Origin of the sequence: Nocardioides sp. CCNWLW239, from assembly GCF_037137035.1 — a bacterium.
GTDB lineage: Bacteria > Actinomycetota > Actinomycetes > Propionibacteriales > Nocardioidaceae > Nocardioides.
Map to the genome: position 1 here is coordinate 894713 of NZ_JBBBNW010000002.1, position 18749 is coordinate 913461.

Genomic DNA, 18749 nt, shown 5'->3' on the forward strand with positions numbered 1-18749 from the left:
GTCGGCCGGCCCCGCCAAATCGCCTGCCGGCCCGCTCCGCCAGGGCTAGCCTGCGAGGTGATCCTCACACTTGGTACAGGAGCCCCCATGAACAATGAAGTTCCCCGGATCGACCGACGCCGCCTGCTCGGTGCCGCCGCGGTCGGCGCGGCCGCAACTCCCTTCCTCTCCGGATCGGCGGGCGCAACCGTCGAACCCGCCTCGCCGGTCGGCCCCGGCCGGGTGGTCACCACGGGCGCCGACCGTGCGGCCGCCGACGGCTGGTCGACGTTGTCGGGCCAGCGGGTGGGCATCATCACCAACCCGACCGGCGTGCTCCGCAACCTGCGCAACATCGTGGACGAGATGCACGAGTCCGGCGCGGTCCAGATCGCCGGAGTCTTCGGTCCGGAGCACGGATTCCGCGGCACGGCGCAGGCGGGAGGGTCGGAGGGCACCTTCGTCGACGAGCGCACCGGGCTGACCGTCTACGACGCGTACGGCGCCAACGTCACCAAGATGAAGGAGCTGTTCACCGCCGCCGACGTGGAGACGGTCGTGTTCGACATCCAGGACGTCGGCTCCCGGTTCTACACCTACATCTGGACGATGTGGACGGCGATGCAGGCCGCGGTCGCGACCGACAAGCGCTTCGTGGTCCTCGACCGGCCCAACCCGGTGGGCGGGACCGCTCGCGGACCGATGATGACCTCGGCGTACACCTCGGGGGTCGGGGCGCGCGAGATCGTCCAGCAGCACGGGATGTCGGTCGGTGAGCTCGCCCGGTTCTTCGACGGCGAGTTCCTCGAGGAGCACGCCGGCGGACGCCTCACCCAGCTCGACATCGTGCAGGTCTCCGGCTGGAAGCGGCGGACGTTGTTCGCCGACACCGGGCTCGACTTCATCCTGCCGAGCCCCAACATGCCCACCTCGGACACTGCCTTGGCCTACCCCGGAACCTGCATGTTCGAGGGCACCAACCTCTCCGAGGGGCGCGGAACGACCAAGCCGTTCGAGCTGATCGGGGCGCCCTACGTCGACCACCGCTGGGCCGCGGCGCTGGAGGAGGCAGGCCTTCCGGGCGTCACCTTCCGCGAGGCCTACTTCAACCCGTCGGTCAACAAGCACGCCGGCAAGGTCTGCGGCGGGGTGCAGGTCACGATCCAGGACCACGACCGTTTCGACCCGGTCCGCACCGGTGTCGAGATGCTGGTCACCGCGAAGGCGCTCTATCCCGAGTTCGCCTGGCGCCAGGACTCGTGGGACACGGTCCGTCCGTTCTGGATCGACAAGCTGACCGGTTCGACCAGGCTGCGTACGCAGATCGACGCGGGTGCCTCCGGTGACGAGGTCGAGGCGGCCTGGCAGGACGAGCTGGCTGCGTTCGACGCGACCCGCCGTCAGTACCTGCTCTACCGCTGACCCGAGGCATCGAGCACGGACGCCACGGCTCGGCGCATCTGCCCCACCCAGGTGCGGATGCGCCGAGCCGGCGAGCTCAGCGCAGCGCGGCCGTGGCAGCGGCGAGCGCGGTGACGCGGTCCCAGTCGCCGGTGGCCAGCGCGTCGGCAGGAGTGAGCCACGAGCCGCCGACGCAGCCGACGTTGGCGAGGCTGAGGTAGCTCGGGGCGGTGGCGAGCGAGATGCCGCCGGTCGGGCAGAAGCGTGCGTCGGGAAGCACCGTCGGGAGCGAACCCAGGTATTTCGCGCCGCCCGAGGCCTCGGCCGGGAAGAACTTCATCGCGGTGTGGCCGGTCTCGAGCACCGCCAGGGCCTCGGAGACGGTGGCCGTGCCGGGGAGGAACGGCAGACCGGTGTCACGCATCGCGGCGAGCAGCGACGGCGTGGCGCCCGGGGAGACCAGGAACCGGGCTCCGGCGGCCGCAGCCTCCTTGGCGAGCTCGGGAGTGGTCACGGTGCCGGCGCCGATCACGACCTCCGGCACCTCGGCGGCGATGGCGCGGATGGCGTCGAGCGCTACCGGCGTACGCAGGGTCAGCTCGACCACGGGCACACCGCCGTCGGCGAGCGCGCGGGCCACGGGCACCGCCTGGTCGAGGGTCTCGACGACGACGACCGGGACGACCGGGGAGAGGTCGAGCAGGTCGGTGGAGGTGAGGTCAGACATGGACAGGGGTCTCCTGGACTGGGCTTTCCTGAGCGGCGGCGCTCTGCGGGCTGGGGGCGAAGGAGAAGACGGAGGCGCCGGTGTCGGCGGACCCGACGGTAGCGCGGAAGGCGCTGAAGAGCTCGCGGCCGGTGCCGCGCCACTCGGCGTCGAGCGGCGCCCGGCCGGTGGCCGGCCGGTGCGCGAACTCGTCGGCATCGACCTCGATCGAGAGCGTGCCCGCGACGGCGTCGACCGTGATCACGTCGCCGTCCTGGACACGGGCGAGCGGTCCGCCGAGCGCGGCCTCGGGGGTGAGGTGGATGGCGGCAGGCACCTTCCCCGACGCACCGGACATCCGGCCGTCGGTGACGATCGCGACGCGCTGGCCGCGGTCCTGCATCACCCCGAGGGCCGGCGTGAGCTTGTGCAGCTCGGGCATCCCGTTGGCCGCCGGGCCCTGGTAGCGCACCACCGCGACGAGGTCGCGACCGTCGAGGCGCCCCTCGGCGAAGGCGGTGAGGAAGTCAGCCTGGTCGTCGAAGACCAGCGCCGGGGCGGAGACCACCTGGTGCTCCGGGGCGACCGCCGAGGTCTTGATGACGGCGGTGCCGAGCTCGCCGGTCAGCACCCGCAGGCCACCGTCGGGTGAGAACGGGTCGTCGGCCGGGCGCAGCACGTCGAGATCGCCGGAGACCGGGGCACCCTCGACCAGCTCGATCTCGCCGTCGCGGTCGAGCCGCGACTCCTGGGTGTAGGCCGAGAGGCCCGGGCCCAGGATCGTGGTGACGTCCTCGTGGAGCAGCCCCGCCTCGAGCAGGGTGCGGACCAGGAAGCTCACCCCGCCGGCCGCGTGGAAGTGGTTCACGTCGGCGGATCCGTTGGGGTACATCCGGGACAGCAGCGGCACGACCGGCGACAGGTCGGAGATGTCCTCCCAGGTCAGCTGGATCCCGGCGGCGCGCGCGATGGCGACCAGATGCATGGTGTGGTTGGTCGAACCACCGGAGGCGAGCAGCGCGACGCAAGCGTTGATGATCGACTTCTCGTCGATCATCTCTCCGATGCCCGGGCCGCCTTCGAGGGCGAGCTCCGTGGCACGGGCCGCCGCCGCGCGGTTGAGAGCAGCCCGCAGCAGCGTGTCCGGGGACGCGAACGAGGAGCCCGGCAGGTGCAGCCCGAGCACCTCCATCAGCAGCTGGTTGGAGTTGGCGGTGCCGTAGAAGGTGCAGGTGCCGCGGGAGTGGTAGCTGGCGGCCTCGGCCTCGAGCAGCTCCTCGCGGGTGGCCTCGCCCGCTGCGTACCGCTGTCGGACGCGGGCCTTCTCCTTGTTGGGGAGGCCGGAGGACATCGGGCCGGCCGGCACGAAGACGGTCGGCAGGTGACCGAAGGAGAGCGCCCCGATCAGCAGGCCCGGCACGATCTTGTCGCACACGCCGAGCATGAGCGCGGCGTCGAACATGTCGTGGGACAGGGCGATCCCGGCCGACATCGCGATCACGTCGCGGGAGAAGAGGGAGACCTGCATCCCGTCACGGCCCTGGGTGATGCCGTCGCACATCGCCGGCACGCCACCGGCGACCTGCGCCAGACCACCGGCCCGCATGACGGCGGCCTTGAGGAGCGGTGGGTAGGTCTCGTAGGGCGCGTGCGCGGAGAGCATGTCGTTGTAGGACGTCACGATCGCGACGTTGGGCTTCGCCGCGGGGCTGATCACCTTGAGCTCGGCCTTCGTCGCCGAGGTCGAGGCCGCGAAGCCGTGGGCCAGGTTGCTGCAGGCGAGCCGGCCACGGGCCGGGCCCGTCGCCCGGGCAGCCGCGATGCGGGCCAGGTAGTCCGCCCGGGTGGCGGCGGAACGCTCGACGAGACGAGCGGTGACGTCGGCGACGGTGGGCGAAACGGCAGTCACGGGACCTCCAAGGCTGTGTGCTTTGGCACACGATTGCACGATCTTTGGATCGATACAAGTGGTTCTTTGGTCTCTCAAAGACATAAGTGGCGTACGCTGCACCCATGCCCGACACCACAACCACCGCCGACGTCCTCGATCTGGTGCGCTCAGGACGCGCCCTGACGCGCAGCGACCTGCAGAAGACGACCGGCCTGTCACGTACGGCCGTGGTCTCTCGGGTCTCCGCCCTCGTCGAGGCCGGCCTGCTCCTCACCGGGGAGGAGCTCGCCTCGACCGGCGGGCGGCCCCCGGGCTCGCTGAGCTTCAACGCCGACGCCGGCGTCGTCCTGGCGGCCGCGATCGGACGCTCCCGCAGCCAGCTCGCCGTCTTCGACCTCGACGGCCGCGAGCTCGCCGGCGACACCCGCGACCACGAGGTCGGCATCGCCGCCGACGACCTCATGCCCGAGGTCACCGACCGGCTCGAGCGACTCCTGGAGGGGATCGAACCGCCGGTGCTCGGTGTCGGGATGAGCCTTCCGGGCGTCGTCGACCCCGTCCGCCTGGTCTCGGTCGACTCGCCGGTGATGCGCGGCTGGGACGGCATCGCGCTCGCCCCCTACTTCGAGCGGCTCACCGACGGCCCCCTCGTGCTCGTCAACGACACCGATGCCCTGGCCACCGCCGAGCTCTTCGGGAGCGGGCTGCACCCGCGCGATGCGCTCGTCGTGAAGGCATCGACCGGCCTCGGCCTGGCGGTCATCGCCGACGGCAAGGTCCTGCGCGGCCATGCCGGGGCCGTCGGCGAGATCGGCCACACCCGGGTCGAGTCCGCCGGCGAGCGCCCCTGCCGGTGCGGGGCGACCGGCTGCCTGGAGACGGTCGCCGCGGGGTGGGCGCTGACCCAGGGACTGGTCGACTCCGGCGTCTCGGCCGGCCACATCCGCGACCTGGTGGCCGCCGCTCTCGCCGGCGACGCGATCGCCCGTGGTCTGCTGCGCGAGGCCGGACGCCAGCTGGGCGAGGTGCTCGCGATCGCGATCAACCTGCTCAACCCGGAGGTCGTCGTGATCGGTGGCGACATGGCCGCCGCCTTCGACCTGTTCACCGCCGGCGTACGCGAGACCGTCTACTCCCGCTCCACCGCGCTGGCCACCCGGGACCTGACCTTCGTCCCTTCGACCCACGCCGACTCCACCGGCATGGTCGGCTGTGCCGCCGTGGTCATCAACCATCTGCTCTCGGCCGAGAGCCTCGATGCTCACCTGGGGGCCGCCAAGTAGCACCGCCGTGGTCGCGGAGGATGGATCCTCCCCGGATATCCACGCCGCAGGATCTATCCTCACCAGGGTGAACGCACCCAGCCGCCTGCGACAGATGAACGGCCGCGACCCGCACGAGGTCCACCGGGCCGCGACGCCCTTGGAGCTGCTCTTCGACCTCACCTTCGTGGTCGCCTTCGGAGTGAGCGGCAACGAGCTGGCCCACCAGCTCGCCGAAGGACACATCGCGGCCGGGATCGTGGCGTTCTGCTTCGCGTCCTTCGCGATCTGCTGGGCGTGGATCAACTACTCCTGGATGGCCTCGGCCTACGACACCGACGACTGGGCGTTCCGGCTGCTCACGATGGTGCAGATGGTCGGGGTGATCATCATGGCTCTCGGCCTGCCGGCGATGTTCGAGAGCGTCCACGACGGCGAGCGGCTCCACAACGAGGTGATGATCGCCGGCTACGTCGTCATGCGGGTCGCGCTCTGCGGGCAGTGGTTGCGCGCCTGGCGCCAGGACCCCGGCCGGCGCGGCGCGCACCAGGTCTACCTCACCTCGCTCCTCACCGCGCAGGTGCTCTGGTGCATCATCGCCATCCTGCCGTTGCACGTGACGGTGGCGTTCGCCGCGATGATGCTGCCGCTCGTGATCGAGCTCGCCGGACCGTTCGTGGCGGAGCGCCGCTTCGGCGGCACGCCCTGGCACGCCGATCACATCGCGGAGCGCTACGGCCTGCTGACGATCATCACCCTCGGTGAAGGCGTGATCGGCACGGTCACGATCTTGTCGGCGATCATCCAGGACCCGGATCTCGGATGGAGCCTCGGCGCCGTGCTCCTGCTGGCCGCCGGGATCGGCCTGACCTTCGGACAGTGGTGGACCTACTTCACCATCCCCTGGGCCGCCATGCTCGAGCGGCGCCGCGATCGCTCGTTCCTGTGGGGCTACGGCCACATCCTGCTCTTCGCCTCGATCGCAGCCACCGGCGCCGGCCTGCACGTCGCCGTCTACCTCATCGAGGACCACTCCAAGCTCAGCGAGGTCGGCACCGTCCTGGCCGTCGCCGTGCCGGTCGGCGTGTATGCCCTGGTCCTCTATCTCCTCTACAACCTGTTCATGCGGGTCGTCGACCCGTTCCACCTGCTCCTGGTCGGACTCACCGCCGCGGTGCTGATCGCGAGCGTCGTGATGGCGGCCTTCGGCATACCGGTGGCCTGGTGCCTCGTGGTCGTCGCCCTCGCGCCGGTCGTCACCATCGTGGGCTTCGAGACCGTCGGCCACCGCCACGTGGCCGACCACCTCGACACTCTCTGAGCCCGGGAGCTACACCGAGGGACCGACCGCGAACTCCGCCTCGACCTCGGCGTACACCGTGATGTCGTCGGGGGAGAAGGCCAGGTCGGGCGCCATCTCCATGTCGGCACCGACGGGCATCGAGGCGTACGCGACATCCCGGCTGACGCCGACGTCGTTGATGCTGCGGACGGAGACCGGGCCGAGGTCGAGGGCATCCGCATAGTCCTGCGCGCGCACCTTGGCCTGACGGACCGCCTCCCGGCGGACCGCACGCTCGGTGCTCAGCCGAGTCTCCTTCGTCAGCCGCCAGGACGTGCCGTTCACACCGACTCCGTAGGCCACCGGACTGTGGCCGACCCAGGCGGCCATCCCCTCGAAGTCGGTGAACTCGACCCTCAGCCCGATGCTCGCGCGCTGCACCACGGACAGCCACTCGTCGGCCGTGTGTTCCGGCGGAGCCGGATGCTCGGTCACCCAGGTCCGGGCTCGCTGGAGGACGAACCGATCGACGACATCGTCACGGCTCAGGCGCTCCAGGTCCGCGCGCAGTCGCCGGACGTCCTGCTGGAGACGCTCCATCGCCGCCTCTGGGGTGGCGCCGGCGGTCGCGACCTCCGCGTGCACCACCCCGATCTCCGGCGGCACCTCGACGCTGTGCGACCCGCGCACCTTGATCAGGATCTCGCTCACCTCAGGGACAGTACGCTCCGGAGCCGGCATTCGCGGCCGACTTCGTAGCTCCTCCCGACCCCGGTCGCGCCGAAGGCATCAGGCCTTCGGCCCGGACCCGGGCTCGTCGTCGTGCTCGTCGATCTGCTCGGCGGTGACTCTGCTCGAGCCCGGAACGGTCTCGTCGTCGCCGGCCGCGAGGAGGCCGTAGAGCTTGCGCCGGGTGTCCGCGAGGATGTCGGCAGCAGCCTGGCGCTGGGGGTCGGTGCCGGAGGTGGCGAGCTGCCACACGGCGGGGAGCACCTGGGCCAGCTCGCCGCCGAGGATCCCGAAGCCGGCGAGGTCGCCGACGCCCTGGCCTCCGCGACCACCGCGGGAACCCGCACGGGCGTTGTCGACGGCCTTGTCGAACGGCTTCCACACGGCTGCCAGCTCGTCGCTGTGCTCGGCGGCGTAGGTCTTGCCGGCCTCGGTCAGCCGGATCGCGCGGCGGCCGTGCTCGTCGTCGGACTCCACCAGACCCTCGTCCTCGAGCTGCTGGATGGTCGGGTAGACCGAGCCGGGGCTCGGCCGCCACTCACCCGAGCTACGCTCGGAGATCTGCTGGATCACCTGGTAGCCGTTGATGACCTGGCCCTGCTCGGCCGCCTCGGCCATCACGTAGATGATCGCGGAGCGTACGTCGCCACGACGGACCCGGGGACCGGGCCGCTGCGGGGGCTGGTTGTCGAAGCCGAGCAGGGCCGCGATCCACGGCGGCGGACCGGCCGGGCCGCGACCGCGGCCCTGGTGCCCGCCCTGCCAGCCGGGTCCGTTCCAGCCGGGTCCGCCCCAACCAGGGCCGCCCTGCCAGCCGTGGGAGCGGCGCGGGCCGCCCTTGCCGAACTCCCGACCCATCTGGTCGATCCACTCTCCCCAAGGGTTGTTGCTGTAACTCATCAGCTGTCTCACTTTCGACGTCATCATCGCGTTCCTTCGCGATATATCGTGATCGTACGCTGCTCCCAGGAGCGATTCAAGGGAAAAGCGAGGGAGCCCCCGAAGATCCGGGGGCTCCCTGACTCAGACCCTGAGTCGTGCGTGCGATCAGACGCCAGGCGTCTGAGGCGGCGGCGGAGCCGTCGGCGGGGTCTGGGGCGGCGTCGCGGTGGTCGCCGCACGTGCACCACCACCGCCGGACTGGAGCCGCTCCAGCTGCCGGGCAGCAGCGTCGCGACCGCCGAGGCCGAAGGCGAGCGCAGCAGCAGCGGCGCCACCGACGACCACGGCACCGAAGCCGAGGTTGATGATGGAGTCGGCCAGACCCATGAAGCTCAGGCCGATCGCGACGAAGAGCACGATCGTGGCGTACTTCAGGATCTGCGACACCGATCCCGGCACGATCTTCGCCAGCACCGAGGCGATCAGGACACCAGCGGCGATGATCGCACCACCGAAGACGACCCGGCCACCGAGCTCGAGCACCTCGGCGATGAACGCGGTGATCTGCGGGAACTCCAGCATCTGGGCCGCCATCACGGCGAAGAAGAGCACGATGCCGATCTGGATCACCTTGGTGACGATCGGGGTCGCGCTCTGGTTCTGCGGCAGCACGTCCATGGAGTGCAGCGCCCGGTCGAAGCCGAGCCCGTCGATGATCTGGCCGAGGACGTCGGCGGCGAAGCGGGCGATGACCACACCGATGCCGAGCAGGATGGCGGCAGCGATGATCTTCGGGATAGCGGCCAGGATCATGGCGAGCATGAGCTCAGCAGGCCGCGAGATCGATTCGATCCCGAGGATCTGCAGGGCGGCGATGGCCACCACGATCATGATGATCGCGTAGAGCACGAGGCCGATGACCTTGACGATCTGTGTCGCCATGCCCGACTGCGGTGCCCCAGCGGCGTGCGGCTCGGTGGTGGCGGTCTCGCCCACCCCGACCGTCGAGTCGACGCGGTCCGAGAGCTTGCTGCCGCTGCCGAGCCACTTGTCGAACGGGACCGCACCGAGCGCGGTCTCGACGAGCTGGCGGACGACCTTGGCGACGAGCGCACCGATGATGAAGACGAAGACCGCGCCGATGACGTTGGGCAGGAAGCCCAGCACGCCGTCGAGCAGGCTCTTGATCGGGTCCAGCACAGCGCTGAGCCCGAACAGGTCGAGCAGGGCGATCAGACCGAAAAGCCACACCAGAAGTGCAGCCACCGAGCCGAGGCTCTTACCGATCGTGTCCCCGTCGCTCCCAGCCTTCTGGAGCAGCGGGATCTTCGAGGTCATCTTCGCGAACGCCCAGGAGACGATCTTCGCGATGATCCAGGTGACGACGAGGATGACGATCGCGGCGAGCACTTTGCCACCGAGATTCACCCAGTCGATGTCCTTCACGGCATCCATGTGTCTCTCCCCTCAATAGGGTTTCGGAGAAGGTGCCTGAGATCGACGAGCAGCCCGAGTGATGCACGCAACAGGCACCTCTGCTTCTAGAGACGTTCGTCCAGTTGAAGCCAGGACGCAAGTTTGGCGCTCCAGCAGACGCAAATCAGCAAATCATTTACAATGCCTCGCCCCGTATCTCGAAGACATCGAAACTGCCGCTAAGAGACCAGCCAGGCCGCATACGCATCGAACGAGTAGGGTCGACCGAGGAAGTCCGCGACCAGTTCAGCGGCGTCCTTCTCGCCGCCGCGCGCCAGCACCTGATCGCGATAACGACCGGCCACCTCGGGGTCGAACAGGTTGTCGCGGTCGAAGGCGCTGAACAGGTCCTTCGCGATCACCAGCGACCACATGTAGGTGTAGTAGGCCGAGGAGTAGCCGCCGAGGTGACCGAAGTTGGCGTAGAAGTGGGTCCCTTCGATGTAGGGGTAGGGAGAGTACGCCGCCTGCAGCTCCTGGAGCCGCTTGGTCAGATCCTCGGGCTGTTCCTTGTGGAACCAGTAGGAGATCGCGGCGTAGAACATCTGCTGCCGCGCGTGGTAGCCCTTGCCGAAGTCGTCCGCGGCCCGCATCCGCGCGACCAGGTCGGCCGGGATCGGCTCGCCGGCCCCGTTGGTCGCGAAGGTCTGCAGCACATCGGCGTCCCAGGCCCACTCCTCCAGCATCTGGCTGGGCGCCTCGACGAAGTCCCACTCCGTCGCGACCCCGGAGAACCGCGCCCACTCGCCCTGCCCGCCGAGGACGTGGTGGATCAGATGGCCGAACTCATGGAACAGGGTCACCACGTGGTCGTGCTCCATCAGGCCGCGGGAGAAGTTGCAGACCAGCACGCCCTCAGGCAGCTGCCGTCCCTTCACCCCGGTGGCGAGATCGAACTGCGCGGCGTGCTTGTACTTGCCCTCACGAGAGTGGAGATCGAGATGGATGCGCCCGAGACGCTCGACACCGTCCTGCGGGTAGACGTCGAAGACGCTCACGTCCTCGTGCCAGGTGACGGCGTCGGAGACGGGCTCGTAACGCAGACCGAACAGCCGGCCGGTGACGTCGAGCAGCCCCTGGTGGACCTTGGCGAAGTCGAAGAACGTACGCACCACCTGGCTGTCGACGTCGTACTTCTCCTGCCGCACCAGCTCCTCGTAGTAGAGCGCGTCGGCCGCGGAGACCGCACCGGCGCTGCCCCCGGAGACGGGTCCGGTGTCGCGTTCGTAGCGGTCGAGCAGCACGTCGAGGTCGCGCTTCATCCGCCCCTCGGCGGCACCGGCGATCTTGTCGATGAACTCCGGGATCGCCGGCCCGTCGCCGATCATCTTCACGGCGGCGTCGTAGGCGGGCCAGTCGTCGTAGCCGACCAGGTGGGCCAGCTCCTGGCGGAGCGCGAACATCTCCTTCAGGACCTGCTCGTTGTGCGGCCAGCCACGCTCGAGCCCGGCCACGGTCACGGCTCGACGGACCGCGGGGTCCTTCACGAACATCCGCGCCGGGAGGGCGTCGGGGTAGTCGGTCGAGATCTCCACCAGGCCGTTCTCGTTGACCGGGTGGGCCTCCAGCCAGTCAGCCGGCATCCCGTCGAGCTGCTCGGGCGTGGCCGTGGTGATGCGTACGTCGTCCCTGGTCACACGGGAGAACTCGAGATTGAGCTCGGTGAGCCGCTCGTTGATCTCGGTCAGCCGGGCCCGGGTCGCGTCGTCACGGTCGACGCCGGCGCGGGTGAAGTCCTGCAGGGTCTTCTCCAGCAGCCGCGCGGCGAGCGGGTCGAGCGCCTCGGTCTGCGCTGCCGGCAGGCCCGCGAAGACCTGGTAGAGCGTCCGGTCCTGGGTGAGCTCGGTGCGCAGCCGATCGACCTCGACCTCGGTGTCCTCGCACGCGGTGCGGACCGCCTCGACGGGATGCACGTTGGCGAGCAGACCCGCCAGACCGCCCAGCGAGCCGAGCTCCAGGGTGAGCTCGTCCCAGGCCTTCAGGACGTCCAGCGCCTCGCTCGGCGGTCTGGTCCGCAGCTGCTGGGCCAGCTCGCGCACGTGGGTCAGCGTCTGCGACGTACGCTCCTTGACCCAGGTCTCCGCGGCTTCGGTCTCGGGCAGGGCAAGCGGCACTGGCGTCATGCGGCAAGCCTGCCACGACCTGAAACGCTTCGCCGCCGAGATGCGGCGAAGCGTCGGACCAGGCTAGCGACTCACTCCTCGATGCGCGGCGGCCCCGGGAAGCGGTGGATCTCCTGCGGCCAGTCGAGCGCGACCGCCATCTTGCCAGCCCAGTAGCGCGCGGTCTCGTCGTCGGGCACGTCGATGACGAAGAAGCCCCCGAGGTGCTCCTTGGTCTCCACGTACGGACCGTCGGTGAACACGGGCTCGCCGTCGTCGCCGAGCTCGACGCTGCAGATCGCGGTCGAGGCGTCGATCCCGCCGTTGCCGTAGACGAAGACCCCTGCGTCCTTCATCTCCTTGGTCACGGCCATCGAGGTGTCTCGCTTGTGGATCAGCTGCTCCATGGTGTGCTCGGCGACCCACTCGTCGTTGAACGCGATGATGTACTCCGGCATGTCGCTCTTCTCTCCTCTGTCGTCGGCAGCAGTCCGGTGACCGCCCCTCTCACTCCCTCTACGAACGACCCTGCGTGAATCCGACAGCTCGGGTCGAAGTTTCTCGTCGCCGGATCACCCTGCCCCGAGCTGGTCCCGCCTCCTGGTCAGCAGCGCGACCTCGGCGGCGTTCTCGGCGAGCTCGATGGCCCGGTCGTACGCCGCTCGCGACTCACCGCTGCGACCGAGCCGGCGCAGCAGGTCAGCCCGAGTGGCGTGGAAGGCGTGGTAGTCGCCCAGATCGAGCCGGTCGATCTCGGCGAGCGCGACCTCGGGGCCGTCGAGCTCGGCGACGGCGATCGCGCGGTTGAGCCGGACGATGGGCGAGGAGTCGATGCGCACCATCTGGTCGTAGAGCGCGACGATCTGGGACCAGTCGGTGTCCCGGGCGTCGCGCACCGAGGTGTGGACGGCGTTGATCGCGGCCAGGATCTGGTAGCGCCCGGGCCGCGGACCGCCCTGCGCGACGACCGCGAGGCGTTCGCGCACCAGAGCGTGGCCCTCCGCGATCAGCGGAAGGTCCCAGGAACCGCGGTCCTGCTCGTCGAGCCGGACCAGCTCGCCGGTCGCCGAGACCCGGGCCGTACGCCGCGCCTCGATCAGCAGCATCAGCGCCAACAGGCCGGCGACCTCGCCGTCCTCGGGGAGGAGCGCACGGACCAGGCGGGTCAGCCGGATCGCCTCGCCGGTGAGGTCGATGCGTACGGCGTTCTCGTGGTCGCCGGACGAGAGATAGCCCTCGTTGAAGACCAGGAAGAGGACCGCCAGGACGCCTGAGACCCGCTCGGGGAGATCGGCGTCCTCCGGCACCCGATAGGGGATGTGGGCGGCCTTGATCTTGTTCTTCGCGCGGGTGATCCGCTGCCCCATCGTGGTCTCCTGGACCAGGAAGGCGTTCGCGATCTCGGGCACTGTCAGGCCGCCGACCATCCGCAGGGTCAGCGCGATCCGCGCCTCGGGCGCGAGCGCGGGGTGGCAGCAGGTGAACAGCAGCCGGAGCCGGTCGTCCTCGATGGCGCCGAGAGGCTCGTGCGGGGTGTCATCGTGCATCGCGACGGCCTCCTTCTGCTTGTCGTCACGTTTGGACTCGCGGCGGATCCGGTCGATCGCGCGGCGGTTGGCGGTGGTGGTGAGCCAGGCGCCGGGGTTGGGTGGTACGCCGTCGAGCGGCCAGCGCTCGACCGCGACGGTGAACGCCTCGGCCGCGGCGTCCTCGGCGATGTCGAGATCACCGAAGCGCTTGGCGAGGCTGGCGACCACCCGCGCCCACTCCTCCTGGTGGGCCCGGGTGATCGCCTCGTCGATGCTGTTGCTCAACCGGGGCTCACGCCTCGGGGCCGGTCTGCATCGGCCGCACCTCGACCTTGCCGAGGCACGCCGCCGAGGCCTCGGCGGCCAGCTTGAGCGCCACGTCGAGGTCGGGGACGTCGATGATCCAGAAGCCGGCCATGTATTCCTTGGCCTCGGCGTAGGGGCCGTCGGTGATGACCGGCTTGTCGCCCATCCCGTCGACCACGGTCGCCGTCTTGGCGGCATCGAGACCGTCGGCGAAGACGAAGTAGCCCTCCTGCTGGAGCTTGTCGTTGAACTTCCCGGTCGCCTCGAACGAGGCCATCATCTCCTCTTCCGAGGCGTAGCCGTAGTGCTCCTTCTCGTAGTCCGAGTCGGGACCCCAGACGGACATCAGGTACTTGGCCATGGTGTTCACTCCTTCGTGTCGGACGGCCTCGGTGACCGCCTCTCACCCCTGCTACGAACGTGTACACCCCGATCCGACACCTCTCCGCCGAAATTCTCCAGGTAAATTCCAGAGAGCGTGTCGCAGCCTTTAGCATGGGTAACCATGTTGAAGGCCCCCCAGCGGTGAGCATCACCGACAAGCTCCGCAGCGCCGTCGCCGACACCCGCCCCCTGCAGGAGCCGCACTTCCGGCGCCTGTGGATCGCCGGGATCATCACCATGATCGGCGCGCAGCTGACGGTGGTCGCGGTGCCGGCACAGATCTATGCGGACACCGGCTCGTCGGCGTACGTCGGCCTGACGGGTGTCTTCGGGCTGGTCCCGCTGATCGTCTTCGGCCTCTACGGCGGCGCGCTCGCGGACCACTTCGACCGGCGTACGATCCTGATGGTCTCGACCACCGGGCTGATCGTCACCAGCGCGCTCTTCTGGCTCCAGTCCGCGCTCGGCAACACCAACGTCTGGCTGCTGCTGTGCCTGTTCTCGGTGCAGCAGGCATTCTTCGCGGTCAACCAGCCGACCCGGTCCGCGCTGCTGCCCAAGATCCTGCCCGCCCATCTGCTGCCGGCCGCCAACTCGCTCAGCATGACGGTTTTCCAGGCCGGGGCGATCGCGGGGCCGCTGGTCGCCGGAGTGATGCTGCCGATCACCGGCTTCACCTGGCTGTACGCGATCGACACGGTCACCCTCTTCGCGACCCTCTACGCCGTCGTGCTGCTGCCCCGGATTCCCGTCGAGGGTGCCGGCTCCAAGGTGCCTGGGCTGCGCTCGGTGTGGGACGGCTTCGCCTACCTGCGCTACCAGCCGGTTCTGCTGATGAGCTTCGTGGTCGACCTGATCGCGATGGTCTTCGCGATGCCACGGGCGCTGTTCCCGCAGATCGCTCACGAGTCCTTCAACGGCCCCGCGGAGGGCGGGATCGCCTTCGCGCTGCTCTTCGCTGCCATCCCGGCCGGTGCGGTGATCGGTGGGGTCTTCTCCGGCTGGGTCTCCCGGATCGAGGCCCAGGGCAAGGTCGTGATGGCGTGCATCGCGGTCTGGGCGCTCGGGATCACGCTCTTCGGCCTCACAGTCGCCTTCGCGAACCACCTCACCGGGACGATGCTGGTCGTCATGCTCGCGCTCGGAGTGCTGTTCATGATGGTGGCCGGCGCAGCCGACGTGGCCTCCGCCGCCATCCGGATGTCGATGCTGCAGAGTGCGGCCGACGACAACGTACGCGGCCGGCTGCAGGGCGTCTTCACGGTCGTCGTCGCAGGCGGCCCGCGGGTGGCGGACGTCCTGCACGGCGGCGCGGCAGCCGTGGTCGGCACGGCGATCGCGACCACCGGAGGCGGCCTGCTCAACCTCGTCGGGATCGCGCTGTGTGCGCTACTGGTCCCGAGCTTCCTCGCCTACCGGGTCAACCGCGGCACCGGCGCTGTGCTCGACCACGAAAGCGCGAAGTAGGCCGGCGAGCAGCTCCGGCTGGTCGATCGGCACCAGCGTCGAGGAGTCCTTGACGATCTCCAGCCGCGCGTCGGGGTAGTGCTCGGCCAGCCGGGGACCGTGCTCGGCGGGCATCATCGTGTCCTGGTCGGCCCACACCACCAGCACCGGCTTGGTGAACTTCCGCTGTCCCTCGGCCAGCTCGAGCAGCTCGTCGCGCCCCGGCGCGCCGCCGGCGAACTTCATGAAGTCGCGACGGATCGCCTTGTCGGTCAGCGCCGGCGCGAACCAGCCGTGAACGAGGTCGTCGTAGAGGTGGTAGTCCTTGTCGACCGACATCCCGCCGTAGCCCGAGCTCGCCTGCCGGAACGCCTCCGTGCGGAACAGCTGCAGCGCCGCGGTGAACAGCGGTGGCACCTTCGAGAGCAGCGCCAGCGGCCTGGCCGCCTTCGGCGGGTAGTTGTCGAAGGCCTCGCAGGCGACCAGCGCCAACCTGGCGATGCGGTCGGTGCGGTCGGCGTTGATGAGGAACTGGCCGCCGCCCCAGTCGTTGAGGACCAGGGTGACCTCGTGGAGGTCGAGCGCGTCGAGGAAGTCACCGAGGATGCTCGCCACACCCTGCTGGCTGAGGTCGGCGTCGGGGCGCATCGGCTGCCGGTGGCCACCCAGCGGCAGCGTCGGCCGGATCACCCGGAACCCATCCAGATGCGGCATCGCACGTCGCCACAGACGGCCGTCCATCGGCACTCCGTGGAGGAGCACGAGGACAGGGCCGTCACCGCCGGTATCCTCGAAGTCGATCGGACCGGCCGACAGCTGGACGCTGGGCATTCAGTGGGCTCCTCGAAGCAATGACGTGGGGTGCACACACCTTGCCCGTCAGGCAACACCCGTGCAACGGGAATCGCTCATTTCCCGACGCATCCGGGTATATCGCGGGTCCAAAGTCCCTGCGGCCTAGGGCCATGTGATACCAGGCCGGGTGTCAGGCGGCTCCGCGCACCAGCACCGCGGCGGAGGTGACCGACTTGGTCGTGTAGCCGGTTCGCGTCCCGACGACGGTGACCGTCACCTTCTTGCCCTTGGCCGACGCCGGAAGCCTCAGTCTGGAGGACGTCGTCGTCTTGTACGTGCGTCCGTTGAGCTTCCAGACGTACTTCACCGCCGACGGCGAAGGAGTCCAGGTGCCGCGGCTGGCGGTGATGGTGCGACCGACCCGGAAGACACCCGTCAGCTTCGGGCGCGGTGCGACGAAGACCCCGGCGAGGACCGTGCGCGTCGGCGCGCTCGTCACCGACTTCGTGGTGTAGCCGGTGCGGGATCCGGTCACCGTCACAGTGATCTGCTTGCCCTTCGCCGCGGCCGGCACGGTCAGCCAGTTCGCGGTGCCGGACTTCAGCACGGTGGAGCCGGCCTTCCAGACGTACGTCGCGGTCGACGGCGACGGCGACCAGGTGCCGCGCGAGGCGGTCAGCTTCTTGCCGACCTGCGCCGTTCCGGAGACGGTGGGCGTCGGCGCCGTGAAGAGGCCGACGACCTTGACCGACCGGGTCGTCGACCACTGCGGCGCCCCGGGGAACGCCCGGTAGGTGTAGGTGAGGGTGTGCGTGCCCACCGCGAGTTTCTTGGCGGGCACGGTGATGGACTTCGTACGCGCGTCGAAGCTCGCCGACCCGAGGACGGTCGAGCCGGCGGTGAGCGTCACCGTGCCGTAGGGCGTCACCGCGTCAGAGCTCACCGTGACGCTCGAGGTGAAGGCGCTTCCGTAGTTGTAGGACGAGCTCCCGCTGACGGTGATCGCCGCCGGGGTGAGGTCGCCATCGGAGCTCGAGGCGACGTCGAACTCGTAGGTCGATGTGCTCCGGTTGCCGGCGCGGTCGTAGACGCAGGCCATCACCCGGCCGCCGAGCATCGGGTCGTAGTCCCCGGGCACGTAGTCGAAGGTCGTGTAGGGCCGAGCCGGCACCTCGGCGCCCGCGACACAGATCGGGTTGACGCCGCTCGCGAAGTTGAGCATGGTCGCGTCGGCGCTGCGCACCCAGAAGGTCCCGGGCACGCGCGGCCCGCCGCGGGGCCCGCCACCGGCGAGGTAGACGGTGTCCGCGCCGACGACCGGGATGATCTCGGGCACTGCCGGCGGGGTGATGTCGTAGCCCACCCGGCACAGCGCGGCCTCGCCCTCGCGACTCTCGCCGTCGATGGCCGAGACCCAGATGTCGTACGCCTGGCCGTCGACCAGGATCTCGGACGGGAGGGCCACCGTCTGCTCGAAGCCTGCCTGGGTTCCGGTGGTGGTCGCCTCGAAGAGAGGGGTGCCGTCCGCGGTGCCTGCCGGGTAGACCCTGAAGTGGGCCTGGAGGGTGTCGCTCCGCCCGTCCTCGTTCGTGTCGGGATCGGTGAGGTAGGCGCTGGCGCGGAGTCGGCCGTTGTGCCAGGTCCGCTCACCGGTGCAGTCCCTGCTCGACCAGTCTCCGCCCGCCGTCAGCTCGGTCGGAGCATCCGGCGCACGGTTGAAGTAGACGGAGAGCCCCGCGGCCTCGATGAGGTTCCAGCCGCAGGCCATGCAGGACTCGTCGGCGGCCTTGAGCCCGACGGTGAGCGCACCGTCGGTCACGGCCTGCTTGGCGAGGGACGTGGCCGTGAAGTCGAAGTAGCCGGTCCAGGCGGGGTTCTCCGCGCACGCGCCGGCGTAGTAGGTCATCGACGACGCCGGCTGCCCGCTCCAGTCGCCGTCGGCGTAGAGCTCGAGCGTGCTCGGCGGACAAGTGTCGGGGTCGACCCAGGCCAGGTCGGCCGCGACGATGAACTCGGCGGCGTCGATGTCCTCGGCACGTACGCCCTCGAGAGCGCTCAGGTCATCGAACTCCCAGGTGAGACGCTGGCTCGAAGGGGCCTCCCCGCAGTGACCGAGAATCGTCTCGGCGTAGGCGTCGCTGCCGACCTCGGCCGGGTTGCAGTAGCCGACCCACTCCTTCTCCGTCTGAGGGTCGAACGCGGACGTGCCCGCCACCGAGCTCTCCGCGGCCGCACCGGACGCATCGACCCCGCGCGGCGGGTAGGTCGGCAACGTCGTCGGCTCGTCGGAAGCGAGCCGAGGGGCGAGGTCGAGACGCATCCGACCGTCGGGGAGAGCAGTGAGGTCCTCACCCGACACCTCGACCTCGTCGCCACAGGCACGCGCGACCGCTTGTGCTCGGTCGGCGGTCGGCGCGGTCGTGCTGCAGGTGATGTCGGCGGTGGGCGGGTCCTCGGCGGCGATCGCCGGGGTGATGCTCAGCGCGAGGGCGCCGACGGTCAGTCCGGCGATCAGTGCGAGGGCGCGGTGCGGTGAAGGCAAGGAGGCAGCCAGTTTCTACGAGATGCGGCGTGCGGCC

General features: G+C 69.7%; 15 protein-coding genes. 4 read left to right on the forward strand and 11 right to left on the reverse strand.

Features of this window, described 5'->3' with window-relative positions:
* Positions 1-87: 87 nt before the first annotated feature.
* Positions 88-1401 carry an exo-beta-N-acetylmuramidase NamZ family protein gene (locus WBG06_RS10185; RefSeq protein ID WP_336736468.1) on the forward strand — a complete coding sequence of 438 codons (1314 nt, stop codon included), beginning with the start codon at positions 88-90 and terminating at the stop codon, positions 1399-1401.
* A gap of 76 nt (positions 1402-1477) precedes the next feature.
* Here WBG06_RS10185 and eda read toward each other — a convergent pair whose 3' ends face one another.
* Both eda and edd read right to left on the reverse strand, forming a co-directional pair.
* On the reverse strand, positions 1478-2107 hold the full coding sequence (gene eda, locus WBG06_RS10190) for a bifunctional 4-hydroxy-2-oxoglutarate aldolase/2-dehydro-3-deoxy-phosphogluconate aldolase (protein WP_336736469.1): 630 nt from the start codon (positions 2105-2107) through the stop codon (positions 1478-1480).
* Positions 2100-3995 (reverse strand): phosphogluconate dehydratase, encoded by a 1896-nt coding sequence (edd, locus tag WBG06_RS10195; protein ID WP_336736470.1) that lies wholly within the window; start codon positions 3993-3995, stop codon positions 2100-2102. Before edd ends, eda begins: the two co-directional genes overlap by 8 nt.
* 104 nt (positions 3996-4099) lie before the next feature.
* On the opposite strand from edd, the gene WBG06_RS10200 reads away from it, so the two are divergent.
* Together WBG06_RS10200 and WBG06_RS10205 are read left to right on the forward strand one after the other, a co-directional pair.
* Positions 4100-5260, forward strand: coding sequence for an ROK family transcriptional regulator (locus tag WBG06_RS10200; RefSeq protein ID WP_336736471.1), 1161 nt, complete (start codon positions 4100-4102; stop codon positions 5258-5260).
* A gap of 67 nt (positions 5261-5327) precedes the next feature.
* Positions 5328-6560 (forward strand): low temperature requirement protein A, encoded by a 1233-nt coding sequence (locus tag WBG06_RS10205; RefSeq protein WP_336736472.1) that lies wholly within the window; start codon positions 5328-5330, stop codon positions 6558-6560.
* 9 nt (positions 6561-6569) lie between these two features.
* On the opposite strand, the gene WBG06_RS10210 is transcribed toward WBG06_RS10205, so the two are convergent.
* The 7 genes from WBG06_RS10210 to WBG06_RS10240 form a co-directional block, all read right to left on the reverse strand.
* Entirely contained in the window at positions 6570-7232 is a 663-nt protein-coding gene (locus WBG06_RS10210) for an SIMPL domain-containing protein (protein ID WP_336736473.1), read from the reverse strand.
* 78 nt (positions 7233-7310) lie between these two features.
* Complete coding sequence (locus WBG06_RS10215) at positions 7311-8150, reverse strand: PadR family transcriptional regulator (RefSeq protein WP_336736474.1); 840 nt, start codon at positions 8148-8150, stop codon at positions 7311-7313.
* Between the two features lie 147 nt (positions 8151-8297).
* The gene (locus WBG06_RS10220) at positions 8298-9587 is read right to left on the reverse strand and encodes a mechanosensitive ion channel (RefSeq protein WP_336736475.1); all 1290 of its coding nucleotides are present in this window, start codon (positions 9585-9587) and stop codon (positions 8298-8300) included.
* 200 nt (positions 9588-9787) lie between these two features.
* Positions 9788-11731, reverse strand: a complete 1944-nt coding sequence (locus tag WBG06_RS10225; protein ID WP_336736476.1) for a M3 family metallopeptidase — start codon at positions 11729-11731, stop codon at positions 9788-9790.
* Positions 11732-11802: 71 nt separating this feature from the next.
* The gene (locus WBG06_RS10230) at positions 11803-12168 is read right to left on the reverse strand and encodes a YciI family protein (protein ID WP_165110058.1); all 366 of its coding nucleotides are present in this window, start codon (positions 12166-12168) and stop codon (positions 11803-11805) included.
* 114 nt (positions 12169-12282) lie between these two features.
* A complete protein-coding gene (locus tag WBG06_RS10235; protein WP_336736477.1) occupies positions 12283-13524 on the reverse strand; it encodes an RNA polymerase sigma factor in 1242 nt (413 codons plus the stop codon).
* Between the two features lie 7 nt (positions 13525-13531).
* Positions 13532-13906 (reverse strand): YciI family protein, encoded by a 375-nt coding sequence (locus WBG06_RS10240; RefSeq protein WP_336736478.1) that lies wholly within the window; start codon positions 13904-13906, stop codon positions 13532-13534.
* A 164-nt stretch (positions 13907-14070) separates the two neighbouring features.
* Between WBG06_RS10240 and WBG06_RS10245 the strand changes: the two genes are divergently transcribed.
* Positions 14071-15396, forward strand: coding sequence for an MFS transporter (locus WBG06_RS10245; protein ID WP_336736479.1), 1326 nt, complete (start codon positions 14071-14073; stop codon positions 15394-15396).
* On the opposite strand, the gene WBG06_RS10250 is transcribed toward WBG06_RS10245, so the two are convergent.
* Positions 15319-16206, reverse strand: coding sequence for an alpha/beta fold hydrolase (locus WBG06_RS10250; protein WP_336736480.1), 888 nt, complete (start codon positions 16204-16206; stop codon positions 15319-15321). The genes WBG06_RS10245 and WBG06_RS10250 overlap by 78 nt on opposite strands.
* 154 nt (positions 16207-16360) lie before the next feature.
* Entirely contained in the window at positions 16361-18712 is a 2352-nt protein-coding gene (locus tag WBG06_RS10255; protein WP_336736481.1) for an Ig-like domain-containing protein, read from the reverse strand.
* Positions 18713-18749 lie beyond the last annotated feature (37 nt).

Coding starts and splice junctions, on each gene's coding strand:
- eda (WP_336736469.1), bottom strand. CDS start 2,107: ATGTCTGACCTCACCTCCACCGACCTGCTCGACCTCTCCCCGGTCGTC.
- WBG06_RS10220 (WP_336736475.1), bottom strand. CDS start 9,587: ATGGATGCCGTGAAGGACATCGACTGGGTGAATCTCGGTGGCAAAGTG.
- WBG06_RS10230 (WP_165110058.1), bottom strand. CDS start 12,168: ATGCCGGAGTACATCATCGCGTTCAACGACGAGTGGGTCGCCGAGCAC.
- WBG06_RS10225 (WP_336736476.1), bottom strand. CDS start 11,731: ATGACGCCAGTGCCGCTTGCCCTGCCCGAGACCGAAGCCGCGGAGACC.
- WBG06_RS10240 (WP_336736478.1), bottom strand. CDS start 13,906: ATGGCCAAGTACCTGATGTCCGTCTGGGGTCCCGACTCGGACTACGAG.
- WBG06_RS10215 (WP_336736474.1), bottom strand. CDS start 8,150: ATGAGTTACAGCAACAACCCTTGGGGAGAGTGGATCGACCAGATGGGT.
- WBG06_RS10185 (WP_336736468.1), top strand. CDS start 88: ATGAACAATGAAGTTCCCCGGATCGACCGACGCCGCCTGCTCGGTGCC.
- WBG06_RS10200 (WP_336736471.1), top strand. CDS start 4,100: ATGCCCGACACCACAACCACCGCCGACGTCCTCGATCTGGTGCGCTCA.
- WBG06_RS10250 (WP_336736480.1), bottom strand. CDS start 16,206: ATGCCCAGCGTCCAGCTGTCGGCCGGTCCGATCGACTTCGAGGATACC.